This window comes from Rheinheimera sediminis (assembly GCF_004005375.1).
Classification (GTDB): Bacteria; Pseudomonadota; Gammaproteobacteria; order Enterobacterales; family Alteromonadaceae; genus Pararheinheimera.
In genome coordinates this window covers 51,867-66,601 of the sequence record NZ_RZUF01000006.1, presented here as the reverse complement: position 1 = coordinate 66,601, position 14,735 = coordinate 51,867, and the positions used below count along the sequence as shown (strand labels likewise).

The 14,735-nt window shown below is 45.4% G+C and carries 16 protein-coding genes and 1 tRNA gene; 11 read left to right on the top strand and 6 right to left on the bottom strand.

The window, feature by feature from the left end:
• Positions 1-5: 5 nt before the first annotated feature.
• From lolA to EMM73_RS05370, 5 genes are all read left to right on the top strand, one after another.
• Positions 6-632, top strand: a complete 627-nt coding sequence (gene lolA, locus EMM73_RS05390; RefSeq protein ID WP_127685434.1) for an outer membrane lipoprotein chaperone LolA — start codon at positions 6-8, stop codon at positions 630-632.
• Complete coding sequence (locus EMM73_RS05385; RefSeq protein ID WP_127685433.1) at positions 629-1,954, top strand: replication-associated recombination protein A; 1,326 nt, start codon at positions 629-631, stop codon at positions 1,952-1,954. Before lolA ends, EMM73_RS05385 begins: the two co-directional genes overlap by 4 nt.
• The gene (gene crcB, locus EMM73_RS05380) at positions 1,954-2,328 is read left to right on the top strand and encodes a fluoride efflux transporter CrcB (RefSeq protein WP_127685432.1); all 375 of its coding nucleotides are present in this window, start codon (positions 1,954-1,956) and stop codon (positions 2,326-2,328) included. The genes EMM73_RS05385 and crcB overlap by 1 nt, the downstream gene beginning before the upstream one ends.
• Positions 2,329-2,333: 5 nt before the next feature.
• Positions 2,334-3,626, top strand: coding sequence for a serine--tRNA ligase (serS, locus tag EMM73_RS05375; protein ID WP_127685431.1), 1,293 nt, complete (start codon positions 2,334-2,336; stop codon positions 3,624-3,626).
• Positions 3,627-3,688: 62 nt separating this feature from the next.
• Positions 3,689-3,880: a hypothetical protein gene (locus EMM73_RS05370; RefSeq protein ID WP_127685430.1), complete on the top strand. Its 192-nt coding sequence runs from the start codon at positions 3,689-3,691 to the stop codon at positions 3,878-3,880.
• 21 nt (positions 3,881-3,901) lie between these two features.
• On the opposite strand, the gene EMM73_RS05365 is transcribed toward EMM73_RS05370, so the two are convergent.
• The 5 genes from EMM73_RS05365 to EMM73_RS05345 form a co-directional block, all read right to left on the bottom strand.
• The gene (locus EMM73_RS05365; RefSeq protein WP_127685429.1) at positions 3,902-4,237 is read right to left on the bottom strand and encodes a TusE/DsrC/DsvC family sulfur relay protein; all 336 of its coding nucleotides are present in this window, start codon (positions 4,235-4,237) and stop codon (positions 3,902-3,904) included.
• The gene (locus EMM73_RS05360) at positions 4,237-4,488 is read right to left on the bottom strand and encodes a DsrH/TusB family sulfur metabolism protein (protein WP_127685428.1); all 252 of its coding nucleotides are present in this window, start codon (positions 4,486-4,488) and stop codon (positions 4,237-4,239) included. Before EMM73_RS05360 ends, EMM73_RS05365 begins: the two co-directional genes overlap by 1 nt.
• Position 4,489: 1 nt before the next feature.
• Complete coding sequence (gene tusC / locus EMM73_RS05355) at positions 4,490-4,843, bottom strand: sulfurtransferase complex subunit TusC (protein ID WP_127685427.1); 354 nt, start codon at positions 4,841-4,843, stop codon at positions 4,490-4,492.
• Positions 4,840-5,205: a sulfurtransferase complex subunit TusD gene (tusD, locus tag EMM73_RS05350; RefSeq protein WP_127685426.1), complete on the bottom strand. Its 366-nt coding sequence runs from the start codon at positions 5,203-5,205 to the stop codon at positions 4,840-4,842. The genes tusC and tusD overlap by 4 nt, the downstream gene beginning before the upstream one ends.
• 99 nt (positions 5,206-5,304) lie before the next feature.
• Positions 5,305-5,973, bottom strand: coding sequence for a Bax inhibitor-1/YccA family protein (locus tag EMM73_RS05345; protein WP_127685425.1), 669 nt, complete (start codon positions 5,971-5,973; stop codon positions 5,305-5,307).
• 168 nt (positions 5,974-6,141) lie between these two features.
• On the opposite strand from EMM73_RS05345, the gene EMM73_RS05340 reads away from it, so the two are divergent.
• A tRNA-Ser gene (locus tag EMM73_RS05340) sits at positions 6,142-6,232 on the top strand.
• Positions 6,233-6,368: 136 nt separating this feature from the next.
• Here the strand turns inward: EMM73_RS05340 and sppA are convergent.
• Positions 6,369-8,252 (bottom strand): signal peptide peptidase SppA, encoded by a 1,884-nt coding sequence (sppA, locus tag EMM73_RS05335; protein WP_127685424.1) that lies wholly within the window; start codon positions 8,250-8,252, stop codon positions 6,369-6,371.
• A 283-nt stretch (positions 8,253-8,535) separates the two neighbouring features.
• Here sppA and EMM73_RS05330 point away from each other — a divergent pair, with 283 nt between their 5' ends.
• The 5 genes from EMM73_RS05330 to EMM73_RS05310 all read left to right on the top strand — a co-directional run bounded on the left by EMM73_RS05330 (position 8,536) and on the right by EMM73_RS05310 (position 14,677).
• Positions 8,536-10,554 carry an oxidoreductase gene (locus tag EMM73_RS05330; RefSeq protein ID WP_127685423.1) on the top strand — a complete coding sequence of 673 codons (2,019 nt, stop codon included), beginning with the start codon at positions 8,536-8,538 and terminating at the stop codon, positions 10,552-10,554.
• Between the two features lie 397 nt (positions 10,555-10,951).
• Positions 10,952-12,184, top strand: a complete 1,233-nt coding sequence (glgC, locus tag EMM73_RS05325) for a glucose-1-phosphate adenylyltransferase (protein WP_127685422.1) — start codon at positions 10,952-10,954, stop codon at positions 12,182-12,184.
• Between the two features lie 54 nt (positions 12,185-12,238).
• Positions 12,239-13,642 carry a glycogen synthase gene (locus EMM73_RS05320; RefSeq protein ID WP_127685421.1) on the top strand — a complete coding sequence of 468 codons (1,404 nt, stop codon included), beginning with the start codon at positions 12,239-12,241 and terminating at the stop codon, positions 13,640-13,642.
• Positions 13,643-13,783: 141 nt separating this feature from the next.
• Complete coding sequence (locus tag EMM73_RS05315; RefSeq protein WP_127685420.1) at positions 13,784-14,344, top strand: NAD(P)H nitroreductase; 561 nt, start codon at positions 13,784-13,786, stop codon at positions 14,342-14,344.
• 27 nt (positions 14,345-14,371) lie between these two features.
• The gene (locus EMM73_RS05310; RefSeq protein WP_127685419.1) at positions 14,372-14,677 is read left to right on the top strand and encodes a hypothetical protein; all 306 of its coding nucleotides are present in this window, start codon (positions 14,372-14,374) and stop codon (positions 14,675-14,677) included.
• Positions 14,678-14,735: the final 58 nt, after the last annotated feature.

Genomic DNA, 14,735 nt, shown 5'->3' with positions numbered 1-14,735 from the left:
TGTATATGAAGAAAAACTTTGCGAAAAAAGCTGTCGCTCTGATGCTGTCTGTAATAGTTCCGGCTTTTATGGCAGTTGCGGATCAAGCTGAAGCTTTACAGAAAAAGCTAGCACGTTTAACCAGCTTTCAGGCCAGTTTTGACCAAACCGTAGTGGATGCCAGCAATAAGCTGATCCAGCAGGGTGAAGGCATGTTGTCGCTAAAGCAACCGTCATTATTCCGGTTTGAAACTCAGACGCCAGAGCCTAACCTTTTTGTTGGTGATGGTAAGACCTTGTGGTTTTACGCGGAAGTTTTAGATCAGGTCAGTATTTTTGACGCCAAAGAGCAAGTGCAGAAAACCCCTTTTGTGTTGCTTACTTCACACGACCCTAAATTATGGGCTCAGTACAATGTCACTGGCGCTGATGAGCTATTTGATATCACACCAAAAGATCCAGGCAATGCAGTGAAAAAACTCAGCCTGAAATTTTCTGGTCTGGCGTTATCACAAATGGTGGTGATGGACAGTAATGGTCAAAACAGCACTTTTGATTTTAATCTGGTGCAATACAATACACCGCTGGCATCAGAGCTGTTTCAGTTTGCAATTCCGGCATCAGCTGAAGTAGATGATCAACGCGTCAAGTGAACAACCTCGGCTTTGAATTCCACGACGATATAAGGCCTCTTGCAGCGCTGCTAAGGCCAATAAAGTTATCGGATTATGTCGGGCAGCAGCAAGTGCTGGGCCCTGGCACACCGCTACGTAAGGCGATAGAAGCAGGGCGCATCTCCTCTTTGATTTTATGGGGCCCTCCTGGCACAGGTAAAACCACCCTGGCAGAGCTGATTGCCATTTATGCAAAGGCTGCTATTGCCCGTTTATCTGCTGTCACTGCTGGTGTCAAAGAAATACGCGAAGAAATTCAGGCAGCGAAACAACGTTTAGCGCAAAATCAGCGCACCTTGTTATTTGTCGATGAAGTGCACCGTTTTAACAAAGCCCAGCAAGATGCGTTTTTACCTCATATCGAAGATGGCACTATTATTTTTATTGGTGCCACCACAGAAAACCCTGCGTTTGCACTGAATAACGCTATGTTATCCCGCGCCCGTGTCTGCATTTTAAAAAAGCTGACGGCTGAGGATCTGACCTTAGTTACAGAACGAGCCGTGGCACATTACCAGCAACATGGCCAGCAGATTCTGATCAGCGCTGAAGCGCAATCCTTATTACTGCAACTAGCAGATGGTGATGCCAGACGTTTATTAAACCTGTTTGAGCAAGCCGTTGAAACTGCACAGCAGGGCACAGCAGTGACTGAACTGACAGCGAACTTATTCCGTCAGTTAGTACCGCGGCAATTACCAGGTTTTGATCAGCAGGGCGATATTTTTTACGACTTAATTTCTGCTTTTCATAAATCGGTGCGTGGCTCCAACCCCGATGCCGCTTTGTATTGGTATTGCCGTATTTTAGAAGGCGGTGGAGATCCTTTGTATGTAGCTCGACGATTACTCGCTATCGCCAGTGAAGATATAGGCAATGCTGATCCTCGCGCTTTAACTATTGGTTTGGATGCCTGGGATACTTTTGCCCGGGTAGGCCCTGCTGAAGGCGAACGAGCCATAGCTCAGGCGGCTGTCTATATGGCGCTCGCGCCGAAATCCAATGCGGTGTACAGTGCTTTTAATTCAATGCGGCAGTATGTGCAGCAACATCCATCTTTTGAAGTGCCTGATCATTTGCGCAATGCGCCGACCGCGCTGGCTAAACAACAAGGTTTTGGCAAAGCCTATCGATACGCACATAACGAACCAGGCGCTTATGCGGCTGGAGAAGTTTATTTACCAGCGGAAATGGCAGGGATGAAGTTTTATCAGCCGACTGAGCGCGGTTTAGAGAAACAATTACAGGACAAAATGGCGTACTTAGCCATGCTGGACAACCAAGCAAAAGGACAGGACTAATGCACGCCTATCTGGCTGTAGCTATTGGTGGCGCTTTAGGTGCCTGTTGCCGTTTCGGCTTAGGCGAATTTATCCTGCATCTTTTTGGTAAATCATTCCCTTTTGCCACTTTGCTGGTTAATATTCTCGGGTCTTTTGTATTAGGTCTGCTTTATGGCCTGTTTTTAGCCGAACATCTGACGGTCAATCCGTGGAAGACCTTGATCGGCGTAGGTTTTTTAGGTGCCTTTACTACCTTTTCGACTTTTTCACTCGACACCGTTTTACTGCTGCAACAAGGCGATTTGGTGAAAGCCAGCCTGAATGTTGTGCTAAACGTGCTGATTTGTTTAACACTCGCCTGGCTGGGTTTAAAGCTGGGCTCAATGAAGTAATTATTATGTTAGATGCAAAATTTTTAAGAGCCGAATTAGCTCAAACTGCCCAACGTTTGGCAGACCGTGGTTTTGTACTGGATGTCGCGATCTTACAACATCTGGAAGAACAGCGCCGCGAGTTACAAATGGCGACTCAGGATTTACAGAATTCGCGTAATACTAAATCCAAGGCGATAGGCCAGGCTAAAGCCCGAGGTGAAGATATTACGCCATTGCTTGCTGAAGTAGATGGTTTAGGTGCACAACTGGAAGACGCCAAGCAGAAGCTGGACGCCGTATTAGCGCAGTGGGACGCTATTGTTAGCGCTATTCCAAACTTACCGCATGAGTCTGTGCCAGCAGGTAAAGATGAGACAGGTAATGTGATAGTGCGCCAGTGGGGCGAAGCCCGTGCTTTTGAATTTGAAGCTAAAGATCATGTGGCTTTAGGTGAAGCGCTGGATAAAGGCTTAGATTTTGAAAATGCAGTAAAAATTGCCGGTTCACGTTTTGTCGTGATGCGGGGCCAAATAGCCCGTCTGCACCGTGCTTTAAGCCAGTTTATGCTGGATTTGCACACAGAGCAGCACGGTTACACTGAACTGTACGTGCCTTATCTGGTGAACGCTGCTTCATTGTACGGCACTGGTCAGTTGCCAAAGTTTGGTGCAGATTTATTCCATACCAAGCCAGCGACAGAAGAAGGTGTCGGCATGTCGTTGATCCCAACGGCTGAAGTGCCTGTCACCAACTTAGCCCGTGATTGCATTTTTGAATTAACGGAGCTGCCACAAAAATATACAGCGCATACGCCATGTTTTCGCAGTGAAGCTGGCTCTTATGGCCGCGATACCCGTGGTTTAATTCGTCAGCATCAGTTCGACAAGGTCGAATTAGTGCAGTTAGTGCATCCGGATCAGTCCTTTGCTGCGCTGGAAGAATTAACAGGCCATGCAGAAAAAGTACTACAGCTGTTAGGTTTGCCATACCGTACTATGTTACTTTGTACTGGTGATATGGGCTTTGGTTCAACCAAAACCTACGATTTGGAAGTCTGGCTACCGGCGCAAAATACCTACCGCGAAATTTCTTCTTGCTCAAGCATGGGCGATTTCCAGGCTCGCCGTATGCAAGCACGCTTCCGTCCGGGCGAAGGTAAAAAGCCTGAGCTGCTTCATACGTTAAATGGTTCTGGTTTAGCTGTAGGTCGCACCTTGGTCGCTATTCTGGAGAATTACCAGCAAGCAGATGGTTCTATTCAGATCCCTGAGGTTTTACAGCCTTATATGGGCGGTAAAACTGAGATCCGCTGTTAAGCTCAAGTCAGTGTTATTGTTTCAGGAGCAGCCTGTCTGCTCCATTGTATTTGGTAAAACATATGTCACAGACAAAAGAACAAGAAAAAGTGAATAAAACTCCGATCCCACAGCATGTCGTAGTACGTAAGACGCGACAAAATCCGGTGAAGCAGATGTTACGTTGGGTCTATTGGCTAGTGTTGATAGGAGTCATTATAGCTGTTGTCTTCACCAGTTTAGATGCGGGTTTGAGTTTGTATAAAGAGCCTTAATAGCTCTTTAAAACACCAGAATTAGAGGCATTTTGCTGGTTTAGGTAAACCAGCAATACGTGTTGCCTGTTTGGCTGGCCCTTCCGGAAACAACAAAAAAAGATACTTGCTATTGCCCTTGTCTGGTCCCAGCTTTTCTCCCATGCTTTTCACTAATAAACGTATAGCAGGTGAGGTTTGATAGTCCTGATAAAAAGCACGCACAAAATTCACCACCTCCCAGTGAGCTGCTGTCAGAGATATATGCTCCAGACGGGCAAATTCCTCAGCAAGTTCAGGTGTCCAAAGTGTCAAATCAGCCAGATAACCATGTTTATCCAGTGGATAAACATGGTTGTTTAAAATAAGTTCATTCATCAGAGTTGTTGCTTCGCTTCTAGTACTAAATCCAGCCATTGGCTATCACTGAGTGCGGTAAAAGGTGCACAGATAAGGATACCGCGTACTGCGGCATCCGTGGTCAGACAGCAGAGAGAGCAGGGCAAGTTATTCAGCGCTCCTGTTGTCATTAAGTAGACTGCTTCTTGTCTTAACAAAATAGTATCTTCAGCCCTGACCAGACTCAGTAGCTCTGGAACTTTGTTACAGCTCAGATCAAATAGTCTCATATCAGGCCTTAATCAAATGCTGGTGCGCAGAAAGTAGCTGGTTCAATTCATCGTGCTCAATCGGCTGTATGTTCAACACAAGCTCATTGGCGTGCAATTGACGCTGTCTCAAAGAGGCCGCACAGACGTAAAGTTGTTCAATATCATAAAGCTCAAACAGTTTAAAACTACGTCTAAAGTCTTTTACCATAATATCTGTACTGGCATCTGATTTAACCAACTGATACACAGCATCACCGCTAAAGATGACGCTGACCTGATGATCAACTGCGGCCATAGCAAAGATTAAATCCAGACTTTCCCGTGCCGCTATACCATGCAAGGGTAAGCTGGTTACTAATACTGCTATGTTCATGAAAACTGTACCAGTTTATCAACCTGTGCTAAACCCATGGCAAACTCAGCCAAACCGGCAGCTGTATAGCCTTCTGCAGCTGCTACCTCGTTAGAGCAGACACCACGTTTTTCAGCCGCCGTGATGCAAAATAGTAAAGGGATTTGATGTGTCTGACAAAATTGTTGCAATTTGACGGACAGATCAGGCTCGTCTGAAGGTAAATCAATCAGTGCAGAAGCAGCAGCTACTGCATCACGGTACAAAAATACCGAATGGATACTATGTTTAGCCTCTACGGCGTGCTGCAAAAAGCGCAAGGCACTGACAAAACTTTGGCCTTGTAATACCGGGCCTTCAATTAGAACGGCAAAACTGGTCATTGGTCTAGCTTCCGCAAATTATTCGTAAACAGAGCACAAAAAAATACCCCGCATTAGGCGGGGCATTTTACTGCAACATCAGCTGATCTCAAGCCTTAATTAATCATCGCTGCCCATGATACCCAGTAACTGCAGCAACGAAGTAAAGAGGTTAAAGATGTTCAGGTATAAGCCGACAGTAGCGCGGATATAGTTGGTTTCACCACCATTGATAATACGACTGGTATCAAACAGGATTAAACCAGACATAATCATCACCACAGCTGCGTTAATAGCCAGGTGCAACGCAGGGATTTGCAGGAAAATGTTAGCCAAACCTGCGACTATCGCCACGATCAGGCCGACAAACAAGAAGTTGCCCATAAAGCTGAAATCTTTACGTGAACTTAAGGCATATGCTGACAGAGAGAAGAACACCACTGCAGTTAAGCCTAAAGCTTGCATGATCAGCTCAGGGCCGTTAGCCGTTGCCGCGAAGCGGTTTAGCATAGGACCAATAGAGGCGCCTAAACATCCTGTCAGGGCGAATACCCAGAAGATGCCGCTGGCACTGTCGGCTTTTTTCTGTACGACAAAAATTAAGCCAAAAGCGACCAGAGAAAATACCAAACCCATGCCAAAACCGAAGTTCATCGCCATGGAAATACCGGCTGTGACGGCGCTAAAGGCTAAAGTCATGGCCAGCAGGAAATAGGTATTACGTAATACTTTGTTGACTTCAACGCTGTGACCAATGTGGCCAGCTTGGGTGTTTTGGTTGTAGGACATTGCTGTTCTCTCCATTCAATAGTTACTTTTCTGACTTTATATTACTTGGGAAGTTCCCAAAGTACCAGCAGTTATCTTTACAAAACAATTCAATCGGTTAAGTTATTTTATCAAAGTTAAAAAAAATGCTTTTCTTTCTAAAGCGATCTGATTATTATACGCGGCGCCGGAGGGGTGGCAGAGCGGTTTAATGCACCGGTCTTGAAAACCGGCGAAGGTTAATAGCCTTCCGAGAGTTCGAATCTCTCCCCCTCCGCCATCATTCCAAAAAACCCGTATCAGCGAGAGCTTATACGGGTTTTGTTGTTTTTTGGTTTTTGGTTTTTAGCATTCTAATGCGATAGAACTAATGCGATAGGAAAAAAGCCGCACGAGGCGGCTTTTCGATCAACTGTTTAATTCACTGCTTTACAACTGAAACAAACAGAGTAGATACCTTTCGGATCGTTAAATTGCCCTAGCATCTGAAAGTCTTGATTAATTTGCGTCATCATTTGCTTCAACAGTGGGCCAAACGCTGACTCTTTCGCTGCTGGCAACATCGACTGTACCGTGCTTGAGGCGAACATATCGCGCAGCAACTGTTCTGTTGGTGTTAATTCCTGCTCCATGACTTTGATGTCATATTGCTTTAAACCTGCTTTTTCGGCAGCGGCAGCAATAGCGTCATCGAAAGTGCCAAGCTTATCGACCAAGCCAAACTCCAGCGCTTTGGAACCCGTCCAGACGCGACCTTGAGCTACAGCGTTGACTGCTTCTTTGGTCATGCCCCGATTTTCAGACACCATGCTGATGAATTCGTCGTAACCTTTATTTATCATCAGTTGAAAGATGCCAGACATCTCCGGTGTTAATCCTTTAAACAAAGGTAAACCAGCGCTCAATCCTGCTAATTCAGTAGTACCTACACCGTCAGTATTCAAACCTAATACTGGCATCGCATTTTCCAGTGTATGGAATAAACCGAAGATGCCAATGGAGCCTGTAATGGTCGTAGGAGAGGCCCAGATTTCATTAGCCGGTGCAGCTATCCAATAACCACCTGATGCAGCCACTGCACCCATAGAAGCAATGACTGGCTTGCCAGCTGCTTTTAATAGTTTGATTTCCTGACCTATGATTTCAGAAGCAAAAGCGCTACCGCCACCACTGTCTATACGTAAGACCACAGCTTTTACATTTTCGTCAAAGCGCGCACGGCGTAACAAGGCCGCAGTTGTATCTCCACCTATAGTGCCAGCTTTAGCTGAACCGTCAACTATAGTGCCGCGTGCCACCACGATCGCAACTTTTTCAGTCAGTGGGTTATCGTATTGCACTGGTGGTAATACCTGAGCCTGATAGTCTTTATAATGGACCTGATTAAAAGAGTGTTTTTCGCTTTCTCCTACCAAGGCAATTAAATCCTGACGAAACTCTTCGCGGGTTTTTATGCTGTCGACTAACTTCGCATCCAGCGCGTACTGTGTCATATCGCCATCAACGGCTTGTAATTTTTGATAAAGCGCAGCAACAGTTTCATCAAAATTATCTACCGCAAAGCCACGACGTTCAGCAACCTGCTGCTTATAGCTGGCCCACAATTCGTCTAACCAGGCTTTATTAGCTTCTTTCGCTTCGTCCGACATCGTATCGCGAGTGAAAGGTTCGACAGCGGACTTGTACGTACCCACTTTAAATACGTGAGTGGTGATTTTTAGCTTCTCTAATGCCGATTTGTAATACATCGGATAACTGCCAAAACCCTCTAGTAAAACAGTACCCATCGGATTTAAGTTGATGCTGTCGGCATAAGAAGCAAGGTAATATTGGTTTTGGTTATAGTAATCCCCAGTTGCAAATATCTTTTTGCCGCTGGCTTTGAACGCGTCTAATGCAGAACCGACCTGCAGAAGTTTGTCAATCGAACCTCTGCCAAAAGAAGAGAGCTCAAGCACTATGGCTTTTATACGTTGATCTTTTTCCGCGGCTTGAATGGTTTTCACTAAGTCTGTGACCAAAATTTCAGGTTCTTCCTCCTGAGATCCCATCCCCTCATTAACAATTTGATCGAAAGGGTCTACGTGCCGTTTTTCCTCAACTAAGTCACCAGACAAATTGAGTATTAAGGCGGCGCTTTCAGGAATTTTAACTTTATCGTCGCTGCTGAAAACAGACACCAAAATGAGAATGAATAGCAAGGCAAAAATTAAATTAAATGTGACATGACGAACCAGACTGATAGCGCGCCATATGCCACCAAAAAAGCGTCTTAGGATCCCAGGTTTTTTCTCAGACATATGATGTACCTATAATTTTGGCAAAGTAATAGAGATCTATGCTAACTAATTTAACGCAAAAGCTCAGGTGGAATTTGTAAGTAAATGTATATTGATTTGCGGGAATCAGTGCTGTAACAGATTCTCAATCTGCTCAGTACTGCAGTGGTATTAGCCATGAATTGTCAACATTTTAAGTGTTCGATGTTTTGCTATATCAGCAATTACTATGAGCACATCTTGCGATAAAACTATAAAACGGCTACATTCACTGCATTCAACAGGTACGACCAGAGAGAAGACTGTGGCATATCCGCACTTATTGTCCCCACTTAATTTGGGTTTCACTCAGTTAAAAAATCGCGTCATTATGGGTTCGATGCATACTGGCCTCGAAGAAGAAAAACACGGCTTTGATAAACTTGCTGCTTTTTATGCCGAACGAGCGAAAGGCGGCGTAGGTTTAATTATCACAGGAGGTATCAGTCCGAATTTCCGCGGCAACCTGGTTCCTTTTGGTAGTCAGCTCACGTGGTGGTGGCAGGCTGCAAAACATAAAAAAGTGACGGACGCTGTGCATCAGCATGGCGGAAAAATATGTGTACAGCTTTTGCATGCAGGTCGTTATGGCTATCATCCGTTTAATGTAGCACCCAGTGCAGTACAATCACCCATCACGCCTTTTAAGCCGAAAGCTTTATCTGATAGTCAAATTCGCAGCACCATCTCTGATTTTGCGTATTCTGCTAAGTTAGCTAAAAAAGCAGGTTACGATGGCGTAGAAATTATGGGTTCAGAAGGATATCTGCTCAACCAATTCCTGTGCGCCCGGACTAATCAGCGTACAGACCAGTGGGGCGGAAGCTTTGAGAATCGTTGTCGTTTTGTACTTGAAATATTAAAGGCTGTGCGCGAAGCCTGTGGTAAAGATTTTATTATTATCTATCGGCTATCGATGCTGGATTTAGTCGAAGATGGCAATAGTTTTGACGAAGTAATAGCGTTGGCTGCATCTGCGGCTAAAGCTGGCGCTACTATGCTGAACACAGGTATCGGCTGGCATGAAGCCAGGGTGCCCACCATTGGGACTATGGTGCCTCGTGCTGCTTTTAGTTGGGTGACTGAGCAAGTTCGTCAACATGCCAGTATTCCTGTGATTGCAACTAACAGAATAAATGACCCCCAAGTGGCCGAAACTATTCTTGCTTCGGGTCAAGCGGATATGGTTTGTATGGCGCGGCCATTTCTGGCTGACGCTGACTTTGTTAACAAAGCGGCTGCTGATCAGGCGCACTTAATTAATACCTGTATCGCATGTAATCAGGCTTGCCTTGATCATGTGTTTCAAAAAAAGCGCGCTAGTTGTTTAGTCAATCCGCGGGCTTGTTACGAAACAGAACTCAATTTTGAAACAGCCACAACCAAGAAAAAAATCGCGGTCGTAGGCGCAGGTCCGGCTGGTTTAGCTTTTAGTGTTTATGCGGCGTCACGTGGTCACGACGTTAGTTTGTTTGACCGTGGCAGTGAAATTGGTGGCCAATTTAATTACGCAAAACAAATTCCGGGTAAAGAGGAGTTTCACCAGACGTTGCGTTATTTTGGCGAGATGCTCAAGGTAAACAAAGTAAAGCTGCAGTTAAACTCTGAGCAAACCGCAGAAAGCTTAGTCGCAGGTGGTTATGACCATATCGTCTTGTCAAGCGGGATTAAAGCACGTCAGCTCGATATACCGGGCTTTGATCATCCTAAAGTATTAAGTTACCTGGATGTGTTAAAGCACCATAAGCCTGTTGGTCAAAATGTCGCAGTGATTGGAGCTGGAGGTATAGGATTTGACGTATCTGAATACTTAACGGAACCACATTCACTGACCTTGCAACCCGATGCCTGGTTAAAAGACTGGGGCATAGATAAGCAGTATCAAAGCCGTGGTGCTTTGTTAGCTGATGCGCCAAGCCAGCCGGCAGAACGTAAAGTATTTTTGTTACAACGAAAGACCAGCAAAGTCGGCGCAGGACTGGGTAAGACCACAGGGTGGATCCACCGCAGTTCATTAAAGAAAAAAGGCGTGGAGATGCTGTCCGGTGTGAGTTACAACAAAATTGATGATTCGGGCCTCTGGATAAGTATGAATGGTCAGGAGCGTTGTCTTGCCGTCGATAACGTAATAGTCTGTGCTGGCCAGGAACCAGAGCGGAGTTTGCAACAGCAACTGCTGGATGCAGGCCAGCAAGTGCATCTGATAGGTGGCGCCGATGTTGCCGCTGAACTGGATGCAAAACGTGCTATACGTCAGGGCGCTGAACTCGCTGCTCGCCTTTAGAGTTAAACTGCTTTTTTAAAGCCACTGCCAGACTAGAGTCGGGTGGTGGCTGTTCTGAATAGGTTGTTTTTAGTTTTGATCTATACCTTGAAATATATTTTTCTAAATTTCACTTGCTAACCCCACCCAATTCCCGCTATTACTCAGTTCGTGATTGCATTCGTATGCATTAAGTTCAATATCAATTCTGGTGCATTAGCGTTTTGCTGCACCAAAATGGAATTTTTTCATACCTTTGTCATCTGTGGTTCCTAAATTAAATCTGCTCTGAAGCGCTGATTCATTCACAAAGCAGTTTTTTTTCATAGGAATGCATGTTGTGGTACTCGCTTTGCTTTCACAAACACAGAATAAAAATACAAGTTGAGTTGTCGGGTTTATTAACAGGGAGACTAATATGTCTGGTGTGCTTACCATGATTTTAGCGGGGGGAGAGGGGACCAGATTGGCACCTTTGACCGGAGTCAGAGCCAAACCTGCTGTGCCCTTTGGTGGCAATTATAGGATTATCGATTTTGTGTTAAACAACTTTGTGAATTCAGATTTATTACAGATTTTTGTGATCACTCAGTTTAAGTCGCATTCATTAATGAAACATTTAAGCCGGGCCTGGCGAGTTACTGGCTTAACCAACAGATTCATCGACCCTATTCCTGCGCAAATGCAAACAGGGAAACATTGGTATCTGGGAACTGCAGATGCAGTCTATCAGAACATCCATTTGATACATGGCATAGACCCCGAAGAGGTCTGTGTATTTGGTGGGGATCATATTTACAAAATGGATGTACGGCAAATGCTGAACTTCCACCGACAAAATCATGCTGTGCTGACCGTTGCAGCCATTCCTGTGCCCGTGTCGCAGGCGCATGAGTTTGGTGTTATTGAAGTTGACCACACCGGGAAGATGATAGGTTTTGAAGAAAAACCCAAATCAAATGCTAAAACTATTCCGGGTCGGCCTGATTATGTATTGGCCTCGATGGGGAATTATATTTTTGATGCCAAAACCTTAGTCGAAGTATTGAACGAAGACGCAGCGCAAATTGATTCAAAACATGATTTCGGTCACAACATCATTCCGAAGATGTATCCAGCGGGCAATGTGTATGTTTATGACTTTTCAACAAACATGATCCGGGGTGAGCAAGAGGAATCTAAAGGTTACTGGCGTGATGTGGGAACTCTCGATTCTTATTACGAAGCCAATATGGACTTGATTTCAGTGCAACCGCCTCTGGATTTGTACAACAAGTACTGGCCGTTGCGCAGTTACACCCCTCCCATGCCTCCCGCAAAATTTGTGCATGATGAAGCCAACAGAACAGGGCAGGCGATAAGTTCTATGGTGGCATCCGGCTGTATCGTCAGCGGTGCTATCGTTTATCAGTCTATTTTGGGATATAACACTGTTGTTCATAGTCATGCTTATATTGAAAAGAGTGTGTTGATGGGAAACAACGATATTGGTCGGGGTTGTCGTATACGCCGTGCTATTATCGATAAAGATGTGAAAATTGCCCCTAACACTATTATCGGTGAAGATCCTGTGCTTGACCGTCAGCGTTTCCATGTGTCCGCTGATGGGGTTGTGGTGATCCCAAAAGGGGCAATGGTTGGATTTGACTGAACCTCTGGTTGTAGAGGCCGTAGGTTAAAAGCGGCCTTTAATGGGAAATAATCAATGCGTGTGTTGTTTTTGTGCAGTGAATTTGAAGGCGTTATTAAAACCGGTGGTTTAGCTGATGCTAGCCGTGGTTTAGCAACAGAGATGCAAAAACTTGGGCATGAAGTGCGAGTTGTGCTGCCGCGTTATGGCAGCATTTACTCTGTACCTGTTGAAGAAAAATGGCAGTCTGTTTATTTTGCTTTGGCCGGGAATCCTCAGGGCTGTGCTGTTCGCTATGCATTGAATTCAGAGGTGCCGCTGGCGCTGGTCGAACACCATGGTTACTTCGGCCGGCATAGACCTTATGACGACGGTCAGCACGCTTATTCAGACAATGTCTTACGTTTTGCATTTTTTTGCAAAGCAGCTTTGCAGTGGTGTGTAGATACTGGCTGGGTGCCTGAGCTTATTCATGGTCATGATTGGCAAACGGGTATAGCAGCCTATTACTTGAAGCAGTTTTATCAACAGGCTTTACCTGGCACTAAAATGCTGTTTACCATTCATAACGGCGCTTACCAGCAAGCGCTGTCTGCTATGGATCGGGCTCAAACCGAAGTGTACTGCTCCAATGGTTTGGCAAGTTCGAGTATGTTGGCGCTGGGTGTGGCTTATGCGGACAAAGTTAATACCGTCAGCAAAGGTTATGCTGCTGAGTTAGTGTCCGAACCTGCTGCGAATGGGTTATCCGCCTTGTATCAGGGCCGCGGCGTTGATTTCTCTGGTATTCTCAATGGCTGCGACTATGAGCAATGGGATCCTGCAACAGACCAGTATTTAGCCGCTCGCTATAGCGCCTGTGAACTTGAAGGCAAACAGCTTTGTAAAGCCGAGTTAAAACAACGTTATGGCCTGGGACACACTACCGCACCACTTTTTGTATTGGTGAGTCGGGTGACTGAGCAAAAAGGCTTTGCATACTTATTGCCTGCTATAGAGCAATGGCTGATGACTGCAGATGCTCAGGTACTGATGATGGGCACGGGGGAGCAGGCTTATATTGAGCGTTTGCGGGCTCTAAATGAGCGTTTTCCGGGCCGCTTCGTTTTTCTTGAAGGCTTTGACGAAGCTTTATCTCATCAACTGGAAGCCGCGGGTGATTTTTTTCTGATGCCATCCCTGTTTGAACCTTGTGGCCTGAACCAGATCTACAGCTTACGCTATGGTACTGTGCCTCTGGTTCGTTTGACTGGTGGGTTAAAAGATACTGTCACTGATTTAGCGGACAGCGAGCCTACAGGTATAGGTTTTAGTGAGCCTGGTGTGGAGTCATTGCTGGTTGCACTTGATAGAGCCTTGGCATTGTATAGCCAGTCTGCTTTGTACAAAGAAGTACAACAAAGGGGTATGCAACAGCGCTTTGGTTGGGCAGAATCAGCTCTGCAGTACCATGCATTGTATCAACAGCTGAACACCTGAGCTGGGCACCTTGACATCAATGCGTTTACTCCTTGAGCAAACAAAGACTCTTGGTTGAAAACTGTTGTGTGAACAAAATAAAGTTTGCTAGCCTAAGCGAAGTTATTGGCTTTACATGAGCTAAATCAAAAGGTTTTATTTATGGATGCTGTTACATTATTAACAACTCGTTGTTCTTCTGCACGTCTGACTGAACCTGCCCCAAGTGGCGAAGCGCTGGCTATCATCAAACAAGCCGCTTTGCAGGTGCCTGACCATGGTCATTTAAGGCCTTGGCGTTTTGTTGTTGTCCAAGGGCGCAAATCACTTGAAAAGTTAGGTGACGTCTTTGCTGAGGCTGCGCTGGAAGAAAGTCCTTCTGCGGCCAATGAGTTGATAGAACGTGCCCGTCAGTTGCCATTGCGAGCGCCTATGGTGATTGTGTGCATTGCTAAATGTGTTAACCATCCAAAAGTTCCTTTGACTGAGCAAATCCAGTCGGCTGCTTGTGCTGTGATGGCAATGCAACAGGCTGCTTTTGCTTTAGGTTATGGTGGTATTTGGCGCACTGGTGCTTACACTCAATATGAATTTGTAAAGCAGGCGTTTGAACTTGACGATGACGATGAAATTGTTGGCTTTCTTTATTTAGGCACCAGTGCTCAAGAACTGCCTGCCAGGACACCTTTGGTTGCAGAAGAGTTTTTCAGTGATTATCAGTGAGTCATCTTAAAGGATCAGGTCGTGAGCATGGATCAACAACAGGTGTTTATTACAGAGGCCAGAAGGCAATTTGAGCAGCTGTTTCAGGCAAAAAAAGCGGGCAAAAATCTAGTAGTGTTAAAGCACAGGATTGAAGGTTTTTTTTACGCCGGTGAATTACTCGGGCTAGTGGATAAAGATCTTTTGCAACAGTTGATGGAGCAAAGTTACTTTGATGTTTTTGGGGTGAGCTTGAGTAAGGCTGCTTCTTACCAAACTGAACGCAAGCATGCGTTAGAAAACGAGTTTTATCAGTATTTTGAAGAGCCGGCGTTTAACCGCGTGCGCTATTAAAGTGAATATACAGTTTTATCGCTAGTGAAAAGGCCTCAGAAGAGGCCTTTTTTGTCGC

Coding starts and splice junctions, on each gene's coding strand:
- lolA (WP_127685434.1), top strand. CDS start 6: ATGAAGAAAAACTTTGCGAAAAAAGCTGTCGCTCTGATGCTGTCTGTA.
- crcB (WP_127685432.1), top strand. CDS start 1,954: ATGCACGCCTATCTGGCTGTAGCTATTGGTGGCGCTTTAGGTGCCTGT.
- serS (WP_127685431.1), top strand. CDS start 2,334: ATGTTAGATGCAAAATTTTTAAGAGCCGAATTAGCTCAAACTGCCCAA.
- EMM73_RS05370 (WP_127685430.1), top strand. CDS start 3,689: ATGTCACAGACAAAAGAACAAGAAAAAGTGAATAAAACTCCGATCCCA.
- EMM73_RS05365 (WP_127685429.1), bottom strand. CDS start 4,237: ATGAATGAACTTATTTTAAACAACCATGTTTATCCACTGGATAAACAT.
- EMM73_RS05360 (WP_127685428.1), bottom strand. CDS start 4,488: ATGAGACTATTTGATCTGAGCTGTAACAAAGTTCCAGAGCTACTGAGT.
- tusC (WP_127685427.1), bottom strand. CDS start 4,843: ATGAACATAGCAGTATTAGTAACCAGCTTACCCTTGCATGGTATAGCG.
- tusD (WP_127685426.1), bottom strand. CDS start 5,205: ATGACCAGTTTTGCCGTTCTAATTGAAGGCCCGGTATTACAAGGCCAA.
- EMM73_RS05345 (WP_127685425.1), bottom strand. CDS start 5,973: ATGTCCTACAACCAAAACACCCAAGCTGGCCACATTGGTCACAGCGTT.
- sppA (WP_127685424.1), bottom strand. CDS start 8,252: ATGTCTGAGAAAAAACCTGGGATCCTAAGACGCTTTTTTGGTGGCATA.
- glgC (WP_127685422.1), top strand. CDS start 10,952: ATGTCTGGTGTGCTTACCATGATTTTAGCGGGGGGAGAGGGGACCAGA.
- EMM73_RS05320 (WP_127685421.1), top strand. CDS start 12,239: ATGCGTGTGTTGTTTTTGTGCAGTGAATTTGAAGGCGTTATTAAAACC.
- EMM73_RS05315 (WP_127685420.1), top strand. CDS start 13,784: ATGGATGCTGTTACATTATTAACAACTCGTTGTTCTTCTGCACGTCTG.
- EMM73_RS05310 (WP_127685419.1), top strand. CDS start 14,372: ATGGATCAACAACAGGTGTTTATTACAGAGGCCAGAAGGCAATTTGAG.